Raw genomic sequence first — 18090 nt, 5'->3', positions numbered from 1 at the left:
TTCCGCCGCGCAGGCGGTCCGGCCGGCAATACCAGTGCAGGCCGCCACGAGGCAAGCTCGGCGGCCGGAGCACCTGCGGCGGGACGGCCACGCCGATGTCCCAGGCAAAGCATTTGACGGTATCGCAGCGTGGCCGGCCGATGCGCACGGCGCGCGACGACGATCTCTTAGAACCTGACGTTCAATCCGATGGTGCCGGCGGTGAAATTGGCATCGACGGCGTGACCCATCACATTGAGCACCTGGGGAAAGGTCTCCTCCTCAAGGACAAAATGGCGGATTTCGAAACTGATCGAGGCCTTGTCCGCAAATGCATATTCGGCGCCGCCGCCGACGGCATAGCCCGAGTGCGTGCGGCGGGGATAAGAAACGTCAACGGACGCTACCGAGTCATAGTCGTGCTGGAGACCGACCAGCGCGCCGCCGGCGGTGCCGTAGACCAGTGCGCGACCGAACGCCAGGCCAAGCTGGGCGTTGGCGGTTGCCAGCCATTCGACCTTGAACCGGGCATGATTGAAGCTGCCTACCATGCCCTTGACGTTGGCCAGCGCTCCGTCCACGGACACGCCCACCACCGCCGGCCCGTATTGGAAGCGATAGCCTGCTTTCAGGCCGGCAAGGCCGCCATCGATCGCGCCCACATCGGGAATGCCAACGGGCACGTTGGTGTATGACGCATCGCCATTGGCGCCACCAGCGAACGCGCCGACATAGACGCCGGACCAGTCGACGCCGACCCGGCTTGCGTCCTGCGCCAAAGCAGACCCGGCAGTTGACACCACTACAGCCGCAGCAACGGCAAGACGTTTCATGTTTCCCCCTCAGACGACGAAAAGTCGAATCCGTGGTTCGACTGGATACAAGCTCGATGCCGGGTGTCAACACGCAGTCGGGGGCGACTGAGCCGCTGCGGCAATTTACAGGGGGCCTCCTGTCACAGACGGTCGCCAAGAGTGATCGGCGCCGCCCTTGCTTCGCCGGAATGACGCTTACCGTGACAGGCACTTGACGGATTTGTGACAGGAGAGGTCCATGGCGGACTTTGCGTATTCCCCACTGGCCGGCGCGACGCCAGACCCGGGACGGCGCGGGCAGCTGCGCCTCCTCGTCGCGGCGCTGGCACTGGTCGGCGCCGTCACTGCGGCGGCGGCACTCGCAGCAATCCTTGCGCCCGGCATCCGCCAGTTGCTGCTCCAGGAGGACGGCATCGTCGAGACGGGGACGGTGATCTTCCTGGCCGCAGCCGTCCTGGGCGCCGCGGCCTCTACCATTCTGCGCGGTGCGCGGTTCGCGGTCGTCCTGGCCGGCCTGATCGGGCTCGCCGAGTTCCTGGACGAGACCAGCTTCGGCTCGCGGCTGTTCGGGCTCCAGCCGCTGCCGCTCTATGGCGGCGGACAGCTCGACGGCTTCCACGACCTGCTGATCCTGGCGTTTCGCCTGCTGCAACAGGTGAGCCACAACCTGGCTTGGCTGCTGGTGGCGCTCGTGCTCGCCTTGTCGGCCGGGCTGGTGCTGTTCGCGGCACGCCAGATCGCGCGCAACATGGCCGGGACGACGGGCTGGCTGTCGGGCCACGCACTGCTTTTCCTGCATGTCGGCTTCATCGGCCTGGCGCAGGCGATCGACATAGCGACTTCCTCGCGCGCGCTGGCCGCCGTCGAGGAAGTGCTCGAGATGAACGCGGCGATCTTGCTGGCGTTTTATGTGGTGCAGGTGGGGTGGGGAAGAGCTTCCGCGAGACCCTCATGGTGAGCCTGTCGAACCATGGGGGTCCTGGCCCGCAGAATGGGATGCCTAGCGCCCTCGTGGTTCGACAAGCTCACCATGAGGGCTACTGAGGCGTAGAGCGTACGCCCTACCTCACCTTCACCCACTTCTGCTCCGCAAACGACCGCGCCATTGCATGCACCGTGCGTTCGATCTCCAGGCCCTCGTCGAAGTCGATGACGCGCGCGGGTTGACCGGCAATGCGGGCGAGGAGTTCGCGGCATTCGATGGTCTTCAGATCGTTGAAGCCGAGGCCGTGGCCGGGGGCGGGGATGAACTTGCCGTAGGGCTCGTGGACGGGAGCGGCGAGGATGGTGCGGTAGCCTTGTTCGGTCGCACGATCCGAAGTGACGTAGAGCTGGATCTCGTTGAAGCGCTCCTGGTCGAAGACGATCGACCCCTTGGAGCCGAAGATTTGGACCTGGATGCGGCCCTTGCGGCCCCAGGCGGAGCGGTTGACCAGAAGCGTGCCGGAGACGCCGTTTTGGAGGTGGATCAGGCTGGAGGCGATGTCGTAGGTCTCGACCGCGCGGCGGCCGCCGCCGGCGACCTGACGGTCGGGATAGGGCTTGGCCATGTCGCACATGACCGAACCGACGCAGCCGAACAGGGCCGATATCAGCGACAGCGGATGGACGGCGAAATCGTCGAGCGCGCCGTAGCCTGACTTGGCTTCGTGCTTCCAGAAGAACGGGGCCTCGGGGTCGGCCATGAAGTCCTCGTCCATCTCGACGCGGAGATGGTTGACCTCGCCGATGATCTTTTCGTCGAGCAATTGCCTGATGTGGCGGATGGCCGGGCTCTGGATGTAGTTGTAGCCGAGCACTGCGGTCTTGCCCGACTTGCGGGCGGCCGCCGCCATGGCCTCGGCCTCGGCGAGCGTCGGCGCCATCGGCTTTTCGCACCACAGGTGCTTGCCGGCCTCGAGGATGGCGATGGCCATTTCGGGGTGGAATTGGTTGGGCGTGGTCAGCGAGATTACGTCGACCTCGGGGTCGGCGACGACGGCGCGCCAGTCGCCCGACGCCCTGTCGAAGCCGAGTTCGGAGGCACGCTGCCTGGCGAGATCGGCGTTGGCCTCGCCGAGATGGACGAGCCTGACTTTCGCCACGTCGCCGAACACCGTGCGCACCGAATTCCACGCCAGCGCATGGCACTTGCCCATGAAGCCGGTTCCGATAAGACCTACACCTGTCACTTCACGCACTCCCGGTTTATAGGACTACGCATTCCGAGGCATCGGAATGCGGCGAATTCCTTGTTGTCGGAGCGTGATCCGGTCCACGAGACCGGTTCCCACTTTTCGGGATCATGCTCATGGCGGACTGAATAGTCGAATTTTGGCGAAAATGGAACATACAGTTCATTTTATTTGGACAGCCCGTGGGCGCGGCGTTATGGTGGAATAGGCGGAGGCGGAATGGACGACATGGCGGATACGATTTCGGAGGCACTGCCGCGCGATTTCGAGGCATTGCGGGCGCTGATCCTCGATCGCCGCGAGAGCCTGCCCAAGCGCATCGCGCAGGTGGCGGCCTATGCGCTCGACAATCCCGACGAGATCGCCTTCGGCACCGCCGCCAGCATCGCCACATCGGCGGGCGTGCAGCCGTCGACGCTGATCCGCTTTGCCCAGCATCTCGGCTATGACGGCTTCACCAGCCTGCAGCAGGTCTTTCGCGAGCGCTTGAGGGAGCGGACGACCTCCTACGAAGAACGCCTGACCGTGGTGCGCGGCGATGCCGACGAAGGCACCTCCAACCGCCGCATCGTCGACGGCTTCCTCGCCGCGGCCAGCAAGTCGCTCGACGTGATGTCGCGCAATCTCGACGACGAGACGCTGGACCGCGCCATCGACATCCTGCACGGCGCCGAGACGATCTACATCCTGGCCCGCCGCCGCTCCTATCCCGTCGCAAGCTACATCGCCTATGCGCTGGGCAAGCTCGGCGTGCGCAGCCAGCTGATCGAATCCGCCTCCGGCCTGAGCCCCGAGATCATCTCGTTTGCCAGCTCCAGGGACGCGGTGATCGCCATCAGCTTTTCGCCCTATGCCTCGGCGACCGTCGAGGAGGCACGTGTGCTGTCGGCCAACAACGTGCCCGTCATCGCCATCACCGACAGCGCGTTCTCGCCGCTGGCGCAGTTCGCCAAGGTGTGGTTCGAGGTGGCGGAGGCCGATTTCGGCGGCTTCCGCTCGCTGGCCGCGACGATGGCGCTGGCGATGGGCCTGACGGTCGGCGTCGCCGAACTGAGGCGCGGCCGCAAGGGCAAGAAATCAGCCAGCTCCAAGGGTTGAACCGCCGCCGGGCTGCGCTGGACGCATGGCAGCTTCCCGCTGCCGGCATGCCAGAATGGCGTTCAGGCGGAAAATGGTTGACGCAGGGGCGATAGTGGCTCAATCCCACTGTTAGCCATCTATTGTATGAGAGAGCCCCCCATGCCTGCTTATCGTTCGCGCACCACCACTCACGGCCGCAACATGGCGGGCGCCCGTGGCCTATGGCGCGCCACCGGCATGAAAGACACCGATTTCGGCAAGCCGATCATCGCCGTGGTGAACTCCTTCACCCAGTTCGTGCCGGGCCACGTCCACCTCAAGGACCTCGGCCAGCTCGTCGCCCGCGAGATCGAGGCGGCCGGCGGCGTGGCCAAGGAGTTCAACACCATCGCCGTCGACGACGGCATCGCCATGGGCCATGACGGCATGCTCTATTCGCTGCCGAGCCGCGAGATCATTGCCGACAGCGTCGAATACATGGTCAACGCGCACTGCGCCGACGCCATGGTCTGCATCTCCAACTGCGACAAGATCACGCCCGGCATGCTGATGGCCGCCATGCGCCTCAACATCCCCGCGGTGTTCGTCTCGGGCGGCCCGATGGAAGCCGGCAAGGTGGTGCTCGGCGGCAAGAACGTGGCGCTCGACCTGGTCGACGCCATGGTCGCCGCCGCCGACGACAAGGTATCCGACGAGGACGTCAAGATCATCGAGCGCTCGGCCTGCCCGACCTGCGGCTCGTGCTCGGGCATGTTCACGGCCAATTCGATGAACTGCCTGACCGAGGCGCTCGGCCTGTCGCTGCCCGGCAACGGCTCGACGCTGGCGACGCATGCCGACCGCAAGCGGCTGTTCGTCGAGGCAGGACACCTGATCGTCGACCTGGCACAGCGCTATTACGAGCAGAACGACGAGAGCGTGCTGCCGCGCAGCGTGGCGTCGAAGGGCGCGTTCGAAAACGCCATGGCGCTCGACATCGCCATGGGCGGGTCGACCAACACCGTTCTGCACATCCTGGCCTCCGCCCATGAAGGCGAGATCGACTTCGACCAGGACGACATCGACGCGCTGTCGCGTAAGGTGCCGGTGCTGTGCAAGGTGGCGCCGGCCAAGCAGGACGTGCACATGGAAGACGTGCATCGCGCCGGCGGCATTTTCGCCATCCTCGGCCAGCTCGACAAGGCCGGCCTGCTGAACCGCGACCTGCCGACCGTGCACACGGCGACGATCGGCGAAGCCATCGACCATTGGGACACGTCGCGAACCAAGAGCCAGGCGGTGCGCGACTTCTTCCTCGCCGCACCCGGCGGCGTGCCCACCCAGACGGCTTTCAGCCAGGACCGGCGCTGGGACGAGCTCGACACCGACCGTGAAAACGGCGTCATCCGCTCGGCCGAGCACGCATTTTCCAAGGATGGCGGCCTGGCCGTGCTGAAGGGCAACATCGCGCTCAACGGCTGCGTGGTGAAGACCGCCGGCGTCGACGAGTCGATCCTGAAATTCTCCGGCCCGGCGCGGGTGTTCGAGAGCCAGGACGCGTCGGTCAAGGCGATCCTCGCCAATGAGGTCAAGGCCGGCGACGTGGTGGTGATCCGCTACGAGGGCCCGAAGGGCGGCCCCGGCATGCAGGAAATGCTCTACCCGACCAGCTACCTCAAGTCGAAGGGCCTGGGCAAAGCCTGCGCGCTGCTGACCGACGGCCGCTTCTCGGGCGGCACCTCTGGCCTGTCGATCGGCCACGTCTCGCCGGAAGCGGCGAATGGCGGCACGATCGGGCTGGTGCGCGAGGGCGACATCATCGACATCGACATCCCCAACCGCACCATCAGCCTGCGCGTCGACGAGGCGACGCTCGCCACCCGCCGCGCCGAGCAGGACGCCAAGGGCTGGAAGCCTGTGGAGGTGCGCAAGCGCAAGGTGACCAAGGCGCTGAAGGCCTATGCCGCCTTCGCCACCTCGGCCGACCGCGGTGCCGTGCGCGACCTCGGCGACTTCGAATAAGTTTTCGCTGATACGAATGCAAAGGGCCCGCATTGCGGGCCCTTTTTTGTTTGGCGCCATCGACGGGATCGCAGGCCAATAAGCGTCACAGCATTTCGATTTCATCGCAGTTGGTATTGCCATTCGAAGGTCCGCGCCCATCCTCGGTCCATGGGGAAGACGGATGTCTGCTGCGTTGCTATCTGGGCCAAACCCACAGCGTTTTTGAGTTCTGGATCGTCCTATTGGCCCCCGATAGATAGATCCCACGAATAGCCCTAATCGCCGTCCAAACGAAACCTAACCAGCCTATCTGGCTAACGAAGCTGAACTTCATTTGATACTGCGCCGCTTCCAACGGAGTTGTCGGGCTCATTCGGGATACGAGGAGTATCCAGATGACGCACAAAGCAAGCAGAATGATCAACGTGACCGAAGTAGTCCGATACTGAAACTGGTAGTGGCTTTGCTCGAACCCGACCGGCTGGCGGCTACGTTTCCGAGCTATAAAATGGGCGACAATCAACAATGGGAAGAAGACGCCTCCGACAAGAATGAAGGCATAATTTCTGGCGACCACCGAACTGTTGGCCTCGGCTCTGATTGGCGTGTCTGAGGTGCTCATGTTGTTCCCAACGATTGGACCAAGTGAAGCACAGCTCGACACCAGAATCCATGCAATGACAGCAGTCATCGCGTATTCTCCTCCCGCACTGGCAATCGAGCGAAGTGGCAGACTGTTCGGAAGAAGCGCAGTTCGACTCGTTCAGGCGACGAGTTGAGGACGCGCTCACGACAGAAGGCACCCAGCCAAACGAACACGAAGGGCCCGCCGCGCGGGCCCTTCGTCGTTTAGCGGGCCGTGTTCGATCAATGCTGACCCTGCGCCAGATCAGAACGCCGCGCCCATCGCCGCGTTGATCCAGCTCCATTCCTCGCTGATGGTGTCGGGCTGCCGGTCGCCCCTGAGGATGCGGAGCAGCTCGTAATAGCGGGCCGAGCGCCCGTGGTATTTGCGGTACTGGTTGTCGTGCCAGTCCAGGAAAGCCTTGTCGGGCGTCCTGTTCATCGCCTTGGCCGAACCAACCAGCCAGTCGCGGGCGATCGCCCTGCCGGTTTCGGACTCCGGCGTCTCGCCCTTGTCGATGGCTTCGCGAACACGGGCGAAGGTGGCGTTGGAGGCTTCGGCATAGGCTGTGGGATCGAACTCGCCATCCCACATCGACGACATGCTGTTGCGCAGCTCGACGACATATTCCTTGTCCGAAACGAAGGCCATGAGTTCGGTCCAGGCGTCGACCTGCTCGGGCGTGGGATCGTCGGGCAGGTCGGGTGTCGAAGCGTCGATCATCTGCTTCTTCCACTCCGGCGAAACGTTGGCTTCCGAGGCCACATCTTCAAAGAAGCGCTCGATGGCGGCGCGGAATTCGGTCTGGGAGAGTTTTGTCACGGTCCATATTCTCCTGAGGTCGTCTGTTGTCGGGTCGGGGACCCGGATGGCCGCCCTGAGGGCGGCGGCGACACGGCGCTTGGACTTGATTTCCGCCTCGAGCGCCTTGAGCCTGAGCTCCAGCACGGCCGAGATGGCGAGGCGGTTCGACAGGATGTTGCCGATTTCGGCGAGGCTGACGCCGGCGTCGCGCAAGGCGAGGATAAGGCCCAGCCGTTCGAGGTCGGCACCCGAATACATGCGGTAGCCGCTCTCCGCCCTGATCGTCGGGGGCAGAAGTCCCCTGTCGGAGTAGAAACGGAGCTTTCGAACGGCGATGCCGCTCAGCTTCGAAAGCTCGCCGATGGTGTAGATCCTGTCGTCCATGACGACCCCTTGTAGGTGCTCCACCAGGTGGAGAGTCAACAACGCGTGAGGACGAAACCAGTTTGCCTGCGAAAGGGAACTCGCCGGCCTCTCACGGAATTTCCTTCTCAGGCATCGACCGGAAACGAAATCGCTTGCCTTTGTTCGCCGGGGTTGCCGCCGGTAAATGCGGCCAGATCCGGCGGATGCCCCGCCCGGCGAGATGCGCTATGTTCAGCTACCTGCACGAGGGAGACGCCGCCATGAGCCGCCTGCACCCGCCCTTCAGGTCCGTGCTCGATTTGATCGGCGAAACGCCGGTCGTCGAGCTGACGCAATTCGACACCGGGCCCTGCCGGCTGTTCATCAAGCTCGAAAGCCAGAACCCCGGCGGTTCGATCAAGGACCGCATCGCGCTGTCGATGATCGCGGCGGCCGAGCGCGAGGGCAAGCTGAAGCGCGGCGGCACCATCGTCGAGGCGACCGCCGGCAACACCGGCCTGGGCCTGGCGCAGGTCGGCATTCCCAAGGGCTACCGCATCATCCTTGTGGTGCCCGACAAGATGAGCCGCGAGAAGATCCAGCACCTGCGGGCGCTCGGCGCCGAGGTGCGGCTGACGCGCTCGGACGTCGGCAAGGGCCACCCCGAATACTACCAGGACATGGCCGAGAAGATCGCCTCCGAAATCCCCGGCTCGTTCTACGTCAACCAGTTTGCCAACCCGGCCAACCCTCAGGCGCATGAAACGACGACCGGCCCGGAGATCTGGGACCAGCTCGACGGCGACGTCGACGCGGTGGTGGTGGGCGTCGGCTCGGGCGGCACGCTGACCGGGCTCGGGCGGTTCTTCGCAAAAGTTTCCCCGAAGACCGAGATGGTGCTGGCCGACCCCGTCGGCTCCGTGCTGGCGCCGCTGGTCAAGACCGGCAAGATGGAAGAGGCCGGCAGCTGGACGGTGGAAGGCATCGGCGAGGACTTCGTGCCGCCGAATGCCGACCTTTCGCTGGTCAAGAAGGCCTATTCGGTCAACGACAAGGCGAGCATGCTGGCGGTGCGGGACCTCCTGGCCAAAGAGGGCATCCTCGCCGGATCGTCGTCGGGCACGCTGCTGTCGGCCGCACTTCGCTACTGCCGCGAGCAGAAGACGCCGAAGCGGGTGGTGACCTTCGTCTGCGACAGCGGCAACAAATACCTGTCCAAGGTGTTCGACGACTTCTGGCTGGCCGAACAGGGGCTGGCCGAGAAGGAGCAGCACGGCGATTTGAGCGACCTGGTGGCGCGCTCGCATCGCGAGGGCGGCACGGTGTTCGTCGGCCGGAGGACAATCTGCTCACCGCCTATGGCCGGATGCGGCGCGGGGACGTGTCGCAGCTGCCGGTGCTGGAGGACGGCAAGCTCGTCGGCATCATCGACGAGGGCGACATCCTGTCCAAGGTCGACGGACCCTATGACAGCCGCTGGAACCGCTTCAACGCGCCGGTGTCGACGGCCATGGCCAAGGACCTGCACACGCTGCAGGCCAACCAGACGCTGGACGCGCTGCTGCCGATCTTCGACCGCAACGAAGTGGCGATCGTGTTCGACGGCGACGAATTCGTCGGGCTGATCACCCGGGTCGACCTCATCAACCATCTCAGGCGGACAAAATGACGACGCAGAAGAACAGGCTGGCATTTTCGACGCGGACCATCCATGGCGGCCAGAGCCACGACCCGACGACGGGCGCGGTGATGGTGCCGATCTACGCGACCTCGACCTATGGCCAGCAGAGCCCGGGCGTGCACAAGGGTTTCGAGTACGCCCGCAGCCAGAACCCGACGCGCTTTGCCTTCGAACGCGCCATCGCCGACCTCGAAAGCGGTTCCGCCGGTTTCGCGTTCGCCTCGGGGCTTGCGGCGATCGGCACGGTGTTCGAGCTGCTCGACAGCGGCGCGCATATCGTCGCCACCGACGACATCTATGGCGGCACGTTCCGCCTGCTGGAACGGGTGCGCAAGCGCTCGGCGGGCTTGCAGGTGAGCTTCGTCGACTTCACCGACCTCGCCGCCGTGGAAGCCGCGATCCGGCCGGAGACGAAGATGCTGTGGGTGGAGACGCCAACCAACCCGCTGCTGCGCATCGTCGACCTCGAAGGCGTGGCGGCGCTGGCCAAGCGCAACGGTATCCTTTCGGTCGCCGACAACACCTTCTGCAGCCCCTATCTGCAGCGGCCGCTGGAGCTCGGCATGGACATCGTCGTGCATTCGACGACGAAATATCTCAACGGCCATTCCGACATGGTGGGCGGCTGCGTGGTGGTGGGCGACAACAAGGACCTCGCCGACCAGCTGAAGTTCCTGCAGAACGCCATCGGCGCGATCTCGGGGCCGTTCGACAGCTTTCTGGCGCTGCGCGGCATCAAGACCCTCGCGCTGCGCATGGAGCGGCATTCGGTCAATGGAGAAAAAATCGCGCGCTGGCTGGAAGGCCGCAAGGACGTTGTGCGGGTGATCTATCCCGGCCTCGAAAGCCATCCGCAGCATGCGATTGCCAAGGCGCAGATGTATCATTTCGGTGGCATGATCTCCGTCGACCTCGACCGCGACCTTGCGGGGACAAAACGTTTCCTCGAACGGACGCAGCTGTTCACGCTGGCGGAAAGCCTGGGCGGGGTGGAGAGCCTGATCGAGCATCCGGCGCTGATGACGCATGGCTCGATCCCGGCGGAGAAGCGCGCCGAGATCGGGATCTCGGATTCGTTGGTCAGGCTGTCGGCGGGCATCGAGGACGGGGACGACCTGATCGCCGACCTGGAGCAGGCGCTGGCGGGGTGAGTTTTCCTGAATTTTTAGCCGGGAAGCTGGAGCTGGAGCTGCCCCTCACCCTTACCCTCTCCCCGTGAAGGACGGGGAGAGGGGGGCGTCATCGTTGCGCCTTTCATCGCCCTTCTCAAAAAGCCCGTTGCCCCTATGAGGGCGCAGGCATTGCGGCCAGCCTCCTTCTCCCCGTCCTTACGGGGAGAAGGTCCCGGCAGGGGATGAGGGGCAGCGCGGTGATTGGCGCCCATACCGGGGACGCTGCGGCTCTTGCCCTGCTTTGCCTCACTCGCTCTCGAAACCGACAAGAAACTTGCTGAGCAGCGCACTCAGCACGGCGCGCTCTTCCGGGGCGAGCTTTTCGACGATGCGCGTCTGGGTCGCGACATGGTCGGTGACCGCAGCGTCGATGATGGCAAAACCCTTGTCGGTCAGTGAGACGATGAAGCTGCGGCGGTCGTCGGGGTTGAGGCGGCGCTCGACGAGACCCGCCTTTTCCAGCTGGTCGACGCGATTGGTCATGGTGCCCGAGGTGATCATCATCGCCGCCGAAAGATCGCCCGGCGAGAGCGCATGGGGCGGGCCGGAGCGGCGCAGCGTCGCCAGAACGTCGAAGCTGGCATAGTTCAGACCGTGGGCCGCAAAAGTCTTTTCCATCTCGCGGCCGAGATGCTGCGACACACGGTTGAGGCGGCCGATCAGACCCATCGGCGCGACGTCGAGGTCGGGCCGTTCGCGGTTCCACTGGGCGAGAATGTCGTCAACGCGATCCATGGCCAAGCTTTCGGGAAAAATTCTCTTGACGTCAAGAGAACATAGGATATCTTGACATCAAGATTATTGATGTGGAGATAAATCCCATGTCCCGGAACACCGACCTGCTGCTGACGGCCATCGCCCCCGCCATCTGGGGCAGCACCTATATCGTGACGACCGAGTTCCTGCCGGCCGGCTATCCGCTGACGGTGGCGCTGTTGCGCGCCCTGCCCGCCGGCCTGTTGCTGCTGCTGCTCGTGCGGCAGTTGCCACAAGGCATCTGGTGGGCCCGTGTGCTGGTGCTCGGGGCGCTCAACTTCTCGGTCTTCTGGTGGCTGCTGTTCGTCGCCGCCTACCGCCTGCCGGGCGGCGTCGCGGCCACTGTCGGCGCGATCCAGCCGCTGATCGTCATCCTGCTTGCCCGCGCTTTGCTCGGCTCGCCGATCCGCCCCCTGGCGATCGTCGCAGCGCTTGCCGGCATGGCCGGCGTGGCGCTGCTGATCCTGACGCCGAATGCGGCGCTCGATCCCATCGGCATCGCCGCCGGTCTTGCCGGTGCCGTGTCGATGGCGGCAGGCACGGTGCTCAGCCGCCGCTGGCAGCCGCCCGTGTCGCCGCTGACCTTCACCGCATGGCAGCTGACCGCAGGCGGCCTGCTGCTCCTCCCCGTCGCCCTGTTGCAGGAGCCGTCGTTGCCTTCGCTGACCATGTCCAACCTGCTCGGCCTCGCCTGGCTCGGCCTGATCGGCGCGGCACTGACCTACATATTGTGGTTCCGGGGCATCGCCAAGCTGGAGCCGTCGGTGGTGTCGCCGCTTGGCTTCCTCAGCCCGATGACCGCCGTGATCCTCGGCTGGTCGGTGCTCGGCCAGTCGCTGAGCGCAGCGCAGATCCTCGGCATGGTGGTGGTGCTCGGCAGCGTCTGGCTGAGCCAGCGCTCCCAGCAGGCCAAGCCCGCCCCGGCCAAGCTCGCCACGGCCTGACCCTGATCGCGGCCGGGAAGCCGGCGATGGCTCAGACCTGAATGCCGATCTCGTCGGCCGCGGCGACGAAGGCCCGCCGGGCCGCCTCGCGCGTGCGGGTGCCGGCCAGCGCGGCGGAGACGATCTCGACCGCCTCGCGGTAGAGCGGGCCGCTGCGCTTGGAATGCGGCCAGTCGACAAGCGCCTCATAAGCGCCCTTGACGGTCGTGACCTCGCGCTGGGTGCTTTCCGGCCCGATGCGGATCTGTACTGGACTGTCGAAAAGCAGGCGATCCATGGCGACCTCCGAGGTTGATTGCGACCAACAGAACGCTCGGGAAATGTACTGGTTCCCAGTCCATGGCGCCTGCGCAGGATCACAAAACGATGACCGACGCCCGTAGCCGACCGGAACACGTCTTGCCGTTGCCGGATCGCAATCTCCGTCGTAGCCTGTGGGGGAACGATTTTGGGGGATGTACATGACTTCCGCGAACCCGAACCCGTCAGGCACGCATGGCAGAACGCCTGCCCGCGCCCATTCGACCTCCTCGTTCGTCCTTCTTGCCCTTTGCCTTTCAGTGCCGCTGGCCGCCTGCCAGAAGCAGGAGGCGGCGGAACGGCTGCCGGTAGTGGTCCGCGCAGTGGAGGTGAAGCTGTCCGACTTCGCCCCGGCCACGTCGCTGACCGGCGTGATCGCCGCGCGTACGCTCAACAGCCTGTCGTTCCAGGTCGGCGGACGTGTCTCGGAACGAGCCGTCGATGTCGGCCAGCGCGTGGCCAAGGACATGGTCCTGGCCAGGCTCGACCCACAGGAGCAGCAGTCCGACGTGCGCGCGGCACAGGCCAGCCTGGATTCCGCCGACGCACAGCTGCGGCAGGCATCTGCGGCGTTCGACCGGCAGAAGACGCTGCTTGCCCAGGGCTTCACGACGCGGCGCGAATATGACCTCGCGGAGCAGTCGCTGCGCGTGGCGCGAAACGGGGTCGAGGCCGCGCAGAGCCAGCTTGCCAATGCGCGGGACCGCCTGGGCTACACGGAGCTGAAGGCCAGCGCGTCCGGCGTGGTGACGGCGAGGACGATCGAGGTCGGCCAGGTGGTTCAGGCGGCGCAGACGGTGTTCACCGTCGCCGAGGACGGCGACCGCGACGCGGTGTTCAATGTCGACGAGGCCATGGTCGCCCGTACCCCGGTTGCCCCGGCGGTCAGGATATCCCTGATCTCCGACCCCAGGATCGAGGCGACGGGCCAGGTGCGCGAGGTCTCGCCCGCCGTCGACCCGGCTTCCGGCTCGATCCGCGTCAAGGTGGCGGTGCCCGACACGCCGACGGAAATGCCGCTCGGCGCGGCGATCACGGGCACGATCACCGCCAAGCCGCAGCAGGCCATCATGCTGCCGTGGCAGGCGCTGATGTCGGAGAACGGCAGGCCCGCCGTGTGGACCGTCGATCCCGGCACCAAGGCGGTGGCGATGGTGCCGATCGAGGTGCTGTCGTTCGCCTCCGGCGTCGTCGTCGTGTCGAAGGGGCTGGAAGCGGGGCAGACGGTCGTCGCGCAAGGCGGCCAGTTGCTGAGCCCCGGCCAGGTGGTGGAGGTGACGCCGTGAGGCCGCCCTTGCCAATGGCCATGATGGCCGTGCTGGCACTGGCCGGCTGCAGCCAGGAACAGGCCCCTCCCGCCGAAGTCATCCGTCCGGTGCTGTCCGTCGTCGTCGAGCCGCATGCACGGACGGTGCAGGGTTTCGCCGGCACCATCCAGCCGGAATTTTCCGCCGACCTCGCCTTCCGCCTGCTGGGGCGGCTGGTGGCACGCGATGTCGGCGTCGGCGACCAGGTGACCAAGGGAACGACGCTCGCCGCCATCGACCCGCTGGCGCTGGAGCTGTCGATGCAGTCGGCCCGCGCCGACCTGTCGACCGCCGAGGCGCAGTTTGCCAACGCCTCGGCGAGCGAGGAACGCCAGCGCACCCTGCTCCAGGAATCCAACACCTCGCAGGCGGTCTACGATTCAGCCAAGCAGGCGCTCGATTCGGCCGCAGCCAATGTCGAACGGGCGCGCGCCGCCCTTGCCAAGGCAGAGGAACAGCTCGGCTATGCCCGGCTGTTCTCCGACTTCGACGGCATCGTCACCGCCACCGGCGCCGAAGTGGGGCAGACGGTGTCGCCCGGACAGATGGTGGTGACTGTGGCGCGCTCCGACGCCCGCGAGGCGGTGGTGGACGTTCCCGACCAGATGGCGGGCGAGTTGAAGGAGGGCGCCGAATTCGAAGTATCGCTGCAGTCGGCGCTGTCGCTGCGCACCAAGGCGCATGTCCGCGAGATCGCGCCGCAGGCCGATGCCTCGACCCGGACGCGACGGGTGCGGCTGGCGCTGACCGAGCCGCCGACAGCCTTCCGGCTGGGGTCCACGGTCACCGCGATCCCGGTATCGAAGGCCGACGAGGCGATCGACCTGCCGCTGTCGGCGCTTCTGGAGAAGGACGGCAAGAGCTTCGTCTGGGTCGTCGACCAGGCAGCGTCGACCGTCAGCCTGCGGGGTATCGAGGTCAAGGAAAAGGACGGCGCCAGCTTCACCGCCGGCGGCATCGAGGCGGGCATGCGCGTGGTGACGGCGGGCGTGCACAGCCTCCAGGAAGGCCAGAAAGTCAGGATCGACGAGGGGGCATAGCGTGAAGGGCTTCAATCTTTCCGACTGGGCACTGAGCCACCGCTCGATGGTCTGGTACTTCATGCTGATCTTCACGATCGCCGGCGTGTTCGCCTATCTCAACCTCGGCCGCGAGGAAGATCCGAGCTTCACCATCAAGACCATGCTGATCCAGGCCAACTGGCCGGGTGCCTCGGTCGACGAGACGACGCGGCAGGTGACCGACCGGATCGAAAAGAAGCTCGAGGAGCTGGAAAGCCTGGACTTCAGCCGCAGCGTGACCACCGCCGGCCAGACGATCATCTTCGTCAACCTCAAGTCGACGACCAAGGCGCGCGACGTGGCGCCGACCTGGGTGCAGGTCCGCAACATGGTCAACGACCTGAGGCCGAATTTCCCGCAAGGGGTGCAGGGGCCGTTCTTCAACGACCGCTTCGGCGACGTGTTCGGCAATGTCTATGCCTTTACCGCCGACGGGCTGTCGATGCGCCAGCTGCGCGACCATGTCGAGACAGTGCGCACCCGCATCCTGACCATTCCGAACGCCGGCAAGGTGGAGCTGATCGGGGCGCAGGACGAGGTCATCTACCTCGAATTCTCGACCCGCCAGATCGCGGCGCTCGGCCTCAACCAGCAAGCCATCGTCGCCAGCCTGCAGGCGCAGAACGCGATTGCGCCGTCGGGGGTGATCCAGGCCGGGTCGGAGCGCATCGCGGTGCGCGTCGGCGGCCAGTTCACCTCGGAGGAGAGCCTGAGGGCGATCAACCTCAGGGTCAACGACCGCTTCTTCCGGCTGAGCGACGTCGCCACCATCAGCCGCGGCTATGTCGACCCGCCGACCTCGCTGTTCCGGGTCAATGGCGCGCCGGCGATCGGGCTGGCCATCGGCATGAAGCCCAACGCCAACCTGCTGGAATTCGGCGAGGCGCTGAAGGAATTGATGCACGAGGTGACCGGCGAACTGCCGATCGGCGTCGGCGTGCACCAGGTCGCCGACCAGCCGGCCATCGTCGAGCATGCCGTCTCCGGTTTCACGCGGGCGCTGTTCGAGGCGGTGGCCATCGTGCTCGCCGTGTCGTTCATCAGCCTGGGCATGCGCGCCGGCTTCGTGGTGGCGCTGTCGATCCCGCTGGTGCTGGCGATCACCTTCCTGGTCATGGCCTATATGGGCATCTCGCTGCAACGCATCTCGCTCGGCGCGCTGATCATCGCGCTCGGCCTGCTGGTCGACGACGCGATGATTGCGGTCGAGATGATGGTGGCACGGCTGGAGGTGGGCGACTCGCTGCGGAAAGCGGCGACCTATGTCTACACCTCGACGGCGTTTCCGATGCTGACCGGCACGCTGGTGACCGTCGCCGGCTTCGTGCCGATCGGACTGAACAGCAGCCAGGCCGGCGAATACACCTACACGCTGTTCGTGGTCATCGCGGTGTCGCTGCTGCTGTCGTGGATCGTGGCGGTGCTGTTTGCGCCGTTGCTCGGCGTCACGCTTTTGCCGGCAACGATGAAAAAGCACGACGAGCGCCCGGGGCGCGTTGCCGCGGGCTTTTCCCGCATCCTCAATTGGGCGGTGCGCCGTCACTGGCTGACCATCATCGCGACCGTGGTCCTGTTCGCGCTGTCGGTGGTCGGGCTGACCTTCGTGCAGCAGCAATTCTTCCCGCCGTCGGACCGGCCCGAACTGATCGTCGACTGGAACCTGCCGCAGAACAGCTCGATCGCCGAGACGCGCGCCGAGATCGAGCAGTTCGAGAACGTCGCCCTCAAGGGCAACGCCGACATCGACCACTTCAGCTCCTACATCGGCCAGGGCGCGGTGCGCTTCGTGCTGGCCTATGACGTGCAGCCGGCCAACCCGTATTTCGGCCAGACGGTCATCGTGACCAAGGATCTCGAGGCGCGGCAGAGGGTGCAGCCGGCGATCGAGAAGATCCTGCGCGAGCAGTTCGTGGGCACCGACGCCTTCGTCAAGACGCTGGAACTCGGCCCGCCCGTGGGCCGGCCGGTGCAATATCGCGTCAGCGGTCCCGACGTGCAGACGGTACGGACGCTGTCGCAGCAACTGGCGGGCGTCATCTCCGCCAATGCCAAGCTGCAGGCGCCGAGCTTCGACTGGAACGAACCATCGCGAGTGCTGAAGGTCGAGGTGCTGCAGGACAAGGCACGCCAGCTCGGCATCACCTCCGAGGATATCGCCAGCGCCATGAACAGCGTGGTCGGCGGGGTGGCGATCACCCAGGTGCGCGACGCGACCTACCTGATCAATGTGGTGGTGCGGGCCCAGGACGTCGAGCGCGGCTCGATCGAGACGCTGCGCAACCTGCAGATCCCGACCGGCAACGGCGAGGCGATCCCGCTCGCGACCGTCGCCGACTTCCGCTACGAGCTGGAACAGCCGACGATCTGGCGGCGCAGCCGGATGCCGACGATCACCGTCAAAGCCGGCATGGTCGGCAACACCTTACCCGACACCGTGGTTGCCGAGCTGAAGCCGGCGGTCGAGGCCTTCGCCGCCAAGCTGCCGGCGGGTTATGCGGTGGCGACCGGCGGCTCGGTCGAGGAAAGCGCCAACAGCCAGGGTCCGATCGTCGCGGTCGTGCCGATCATGCTGTTCATCATGGCAACGGTACTGATGATCCAGCTGCAGAGCTTCCAGCGGCTGTTCCTGGTGGTGGCGGTGGCGCCGCTGGGGCTGATCGGCGTGGTGGCGGCACTGGTGCCGACCGGACAGCCGCTCGGCTTCGTGGCGCTTCTCGGCGTGCTGGCGCTGGTCGGCATCCTGATCCGCAACTCGGTGATCCTGATCGTGCAGATCGAGGAGCTGATCGCCGCCGGCACCGACAAATGGCACGCGGTGATCGAGGCATCGGAACACCGCATGCGCCCCATCGCGCTGACGGCCGCAGCGGCCTCGCTGGCGCTGATCCCGATCGCGCGCGAGGTGTTCTGGGCGCCGATGGCCTATGCGATGATGGGCGGCATCCTGGCCGGCACGGCGATCACGCTGTTGTTCCTGCCCGCGCTCTATGTCGCCTGGTTCAGGATCAAGGAGCCAAGCGAGGCAACACCGACGACCGAGGCGGCGGAGGCCGCAGCCGGGTAG

General features: G+C 65.6%; 14 protein-coding genes and 1 pseudogene. 9 read left to right on the top strand and 6 right to left on the bottom strand.

The features are described from left to right. Positions 1-167: 167 nt before the first annotated feature. Positions 168-812, bottom strand: coding sequence for an outer membrane protein (locus GGR00_RS18305; RefSeq protein ID WP_184700310.1), 645 nt, complete (start codon positions 810-812; stop codon positions 168-170). Positions 813-1032: 220 nt separating this feature from the next. Between GGR00_RS18305 and GGR00_RS18300 the strand changes: the two genes are divergently transcribed. Further along, entirely contained in the window at positions 1033-1752 is a 720-nt protein-coding gene (locus GGR00_RS18300; protein ID WP_184700309.1) for a hypothetical protein, read from the top strand. 103 nt (positions 1753-1855) lie between these two features. On the opposite strand, the gene GGR00_RS18295 is transcribed toward GGR00_RS18300, so the two are convergent. Beyond that, positions 1856-2965 (bottom strand): Gfo/Idh/MocA family oxidoreductase, encoded by a 1110-nt coding sequence (locus GGR00_RS18295; RefSeq protein WP_184700308.1) that lies wholly within the window; start codon positions 2963-2965, stop codon positions 1856-1858. Positions 2966-3187: 222 nt separating this feature from the next. Between GGR00_RS18295 and GGR00_RS18290 the strand changes: the two genes are divergently transcribed. Both GGR00_RS18290 and ilvD read left to right on the top strand, forming a co-directional pair. Beyond that, positions 3188-4066, top strand: a complete 879-nt coding sequence (locus GGR00_RS18290) for a MurR/RpiR family transcriptional regulator (RefSeq protein WP_184700307.1) — start codon at positions 3188-3190, stop codon at positions 4064-4066. 141 nt (positions 4067-4207) lie between these two features. Continuing rightward, positions 4208-6049: a dihydroxy-acid dehydratase gene (gene ilvD / locus GGR00_RS18285; protein WP_055972259.1), complete on the top strand. Its 1842-nt coding sequence runs from the start codon at positions 4208-4210 to the stop codon at positions 6047-6049. Positions 6050-6227: 178 nt separating this feature from the next. On the opposite strand, the gene GGR00_RS18280 is transcribed toward ilvD, so the two are convergent. After that, entirely contained in the window at positions 6228-6722 is a 495-nt protein-coding gene (locus tag GGR00_RS18280) for a hypothetical protein (RefSeq protein WP_156381139.1), read from the bottom strand. Between the two features lie 198 nt (positions 6723-6920). Beyond that, positions 6921-7844 (bottom strand): MerR family transcriptional regulator, encoded by a 924-nt coding sequence (locus GGR00_RS18275; protein WP_184700306.1) that lies wholly within the window; start codon positions 7842-7844, stop codon positions 6921-6923. 242 nt (positions 7845-8086) lie between these two features. On the opposite strand from GGR00_RS18275, the pseudogene GGR00_RS18270 reads away from it, so the two are divergent. Continuing rightward, positions 8087-9474: pseudogene (locus GGR00_RS18270) on the top strand (pyridoxal-phosphate dependent enzyme). Then, positions 9471-10637: a cystathionine gamma-synthase gene (locus tag GGR00_RS18265; protein WP_184700305.1), complete on the top strand. Its 1167-nt coding sequence runs from the start codon at positions 9471-9473 to the stop codon at positions 10635-10637. The pseudogene GGR00_RS18270 and the gene GGR00_RS18265 overlap by 4 nt, the downstream one beginning before the upstream one ends. A gap of 267 nt (positions 10638-10904) precedes the next feature. Here the strand turns inward: GGR00_RS18265 and GGR00_RS18260 are convergent, their stop codons facing one another. After that, positions 10905-11393 carry a MarR family winged helix-turn-helix transcriptional regulator gene (locus GGR00_RS18260; protein ID WP_055972270.1) on the bottom strand — a complete coding sequence of 163 codons (489 nt, stop codon included), beginning with the start codon at positions 11391-11393 and terminating at the stop codon, positions 10905-10907. An 86-nt stretch (positions 11394-11479) separates the two neighbouring features. Between GGR00_RS18260 and GGR00_RS18255 the strand changes: the two genes are divergently transcribed. After that, positions 11480-12358: an EamA family transporter gene (locus GGR00_RS18255; protein WP_184700304.1), complete on the top strand. Its 879-nt coding sequence runs from the start codon at positions 11480-11482 to the stop codon at positions 12356-12358. Positions 12359-12389: 31 nt separating this feature from the next. Here GGR00_RS18255 and GGR00_RS18250 read toward each other — a convergent pair whose 3' ends face one another. Continuing rightward, complete coding sequence (locus GGR00_RS18250) at positions 12390-12635, bottom strand: DUF982 domain-containing protein (RefSeq protein ID WP_055972277.1); 246 nt, start codon at positions 12633-12635, stop codon at positions 12390-12392. Positions 12636-12819: 184 nt separating this feature from the next. Here GGR00_RS18250 and GGR00_RS18245 point away from each other — a divergent pair, with 184 nt between their 5' ends. The 3 genes from GGR00_RS18245 to GGR00_RS18235 are packed head-to-tail and all read left to right on the top strand — an operon-like array spanning position 12820 to position 18090. Next, entirely contained in the window at positions 12820-13944 is a 1125-nt protein-coding gene (locus GGR00_RS18245) for an efflux RND transporter periplasmic adaptor subunit (RefSeq protein ID WP_184700303.1), read from the top strand. 14 nt (positions 13945-13958) lie between these two features. Continuing rightward, positions 13959-15005, top strand: coding sequence for an efflux RND transporter periplasmic adaptor subunit (locus tag GGR00_RS18240; protein ID WP_184700302.1), 1047 nt, complete (start codon positions 13959-13961; stop codon positions 15003-15005). A gap of 1 nt (position 15006) precedes the next feature. Further along, positions 15007-18090 (top strand): efflux RND transporter permease subunit, encoded by a 3084-nt coding sequence (locus GGR00_RS18235; protein WP_184700301.1) that lies wholly within the window; start codon positions 15007-15009, stop codon positions 18088-18090.

The organism is Aminobacter aganoensis, from assembly GCF_014206975.1.
Taxonomy (GTDB): Bacteria; Pseudomonadota; Alphaproteobacteria; order Rhizobiales; family Rhizobiaceae; genus Aminobacter; species Aminobacter aganoensis.
The sequence above is the reverse complement of the archived record's forward strand: the minus strand, read 5'-3'. Positions and strand labels throughout refer to the sequence as shown.

Excerpts from the sequence above, each read along its gene's own strand:
- GGR00_RS18280 (WP_156381139.1), bottom strand. The coding sequence starts at position 6,722 with ATGACTGCTGTCATTGCATGGATTCTGGTGTCGAGCTGTGCTTCACTT.
- GGR00_RS18305 (WP_184700310.1), bottom strand. The coding sequence starts at position 812 with ATGAAACGTCTTGCCGTTGCTGCGGCTGTAGTGGTGTCAACTGCCGGG.
- GGR00_RS18300 (WP_184700309.1), top strand. The coding sequence starts at position 1,033 with ATGGCGGACTTTGCGTATTCCCCACTGGCCGGCGCGACGCCAGACCCG.
- GGR00_RS18250 (WP_055972277.1), bottom strand. The coding sequence starts at position 12,635 with ATGGATCGCCTGCTTTTCGACAGTCCAGTACAGATCCGCATCGGGCCG.
- GGR00_RS18265 (WP_184700305.1), top strand. The coding sequence starts at position 9,471 with ATGACGACGCAGAAGAACAGGCTGGCATTTTCGACGCGGACCATCCAT.
- GGR00_RS18255 (WP_184700304.1), top strand. The coding sequence starts at position 11,480 with ATGTCCCGGAACACCGACCTGCTGCTGACGGCCATCGCCCCCGCCATC.
- GGR00_RS18290 (WP_184700307.1), top strand. The coding sequence starts at position 3,188 with ATGGACGACATGGCGGATACGATTTCGGAGGCACTGCCGCGCGATTTC.
- GGR00_RS18275 (WP_184700306.1), bottom strand. The coding sequence starts at position 7,844 with ATGGACGACAGGATCTACACCATCGGCGAGCTTTCGAAGCTGAGCGGC.
- GGR00_RS18245 (WP_184700303.1), top strand. The coding sequence starts at position 12,820 with ATGACTTCCGCGAACCCGAACCCGTCAGGCACGCATGGCAGAACGCCT.
- GGR00_RS18260 (WP_055972270.1), bottom strand. The coding sequence starts at position 11,393 with ATGGATCGCGTTGACGACATTCTCGCCCAGTGGAACCGCGAACGGCCC.
- ilvD (WP_055972259.1), top strand. The coding sequence starts at position 4,208 with ATGCCTGCTTATCGTTCGCGCACCACCACTCACGGCCGCAACATGGCG.
- GGR00_RS18240 (WP_184700302.1), top strand. The coding sequence starts at position 13,959 with ATGGCCATGATGGCCGTGCTGGCACTGGCCGGCTGCAGCCAGGAACAG.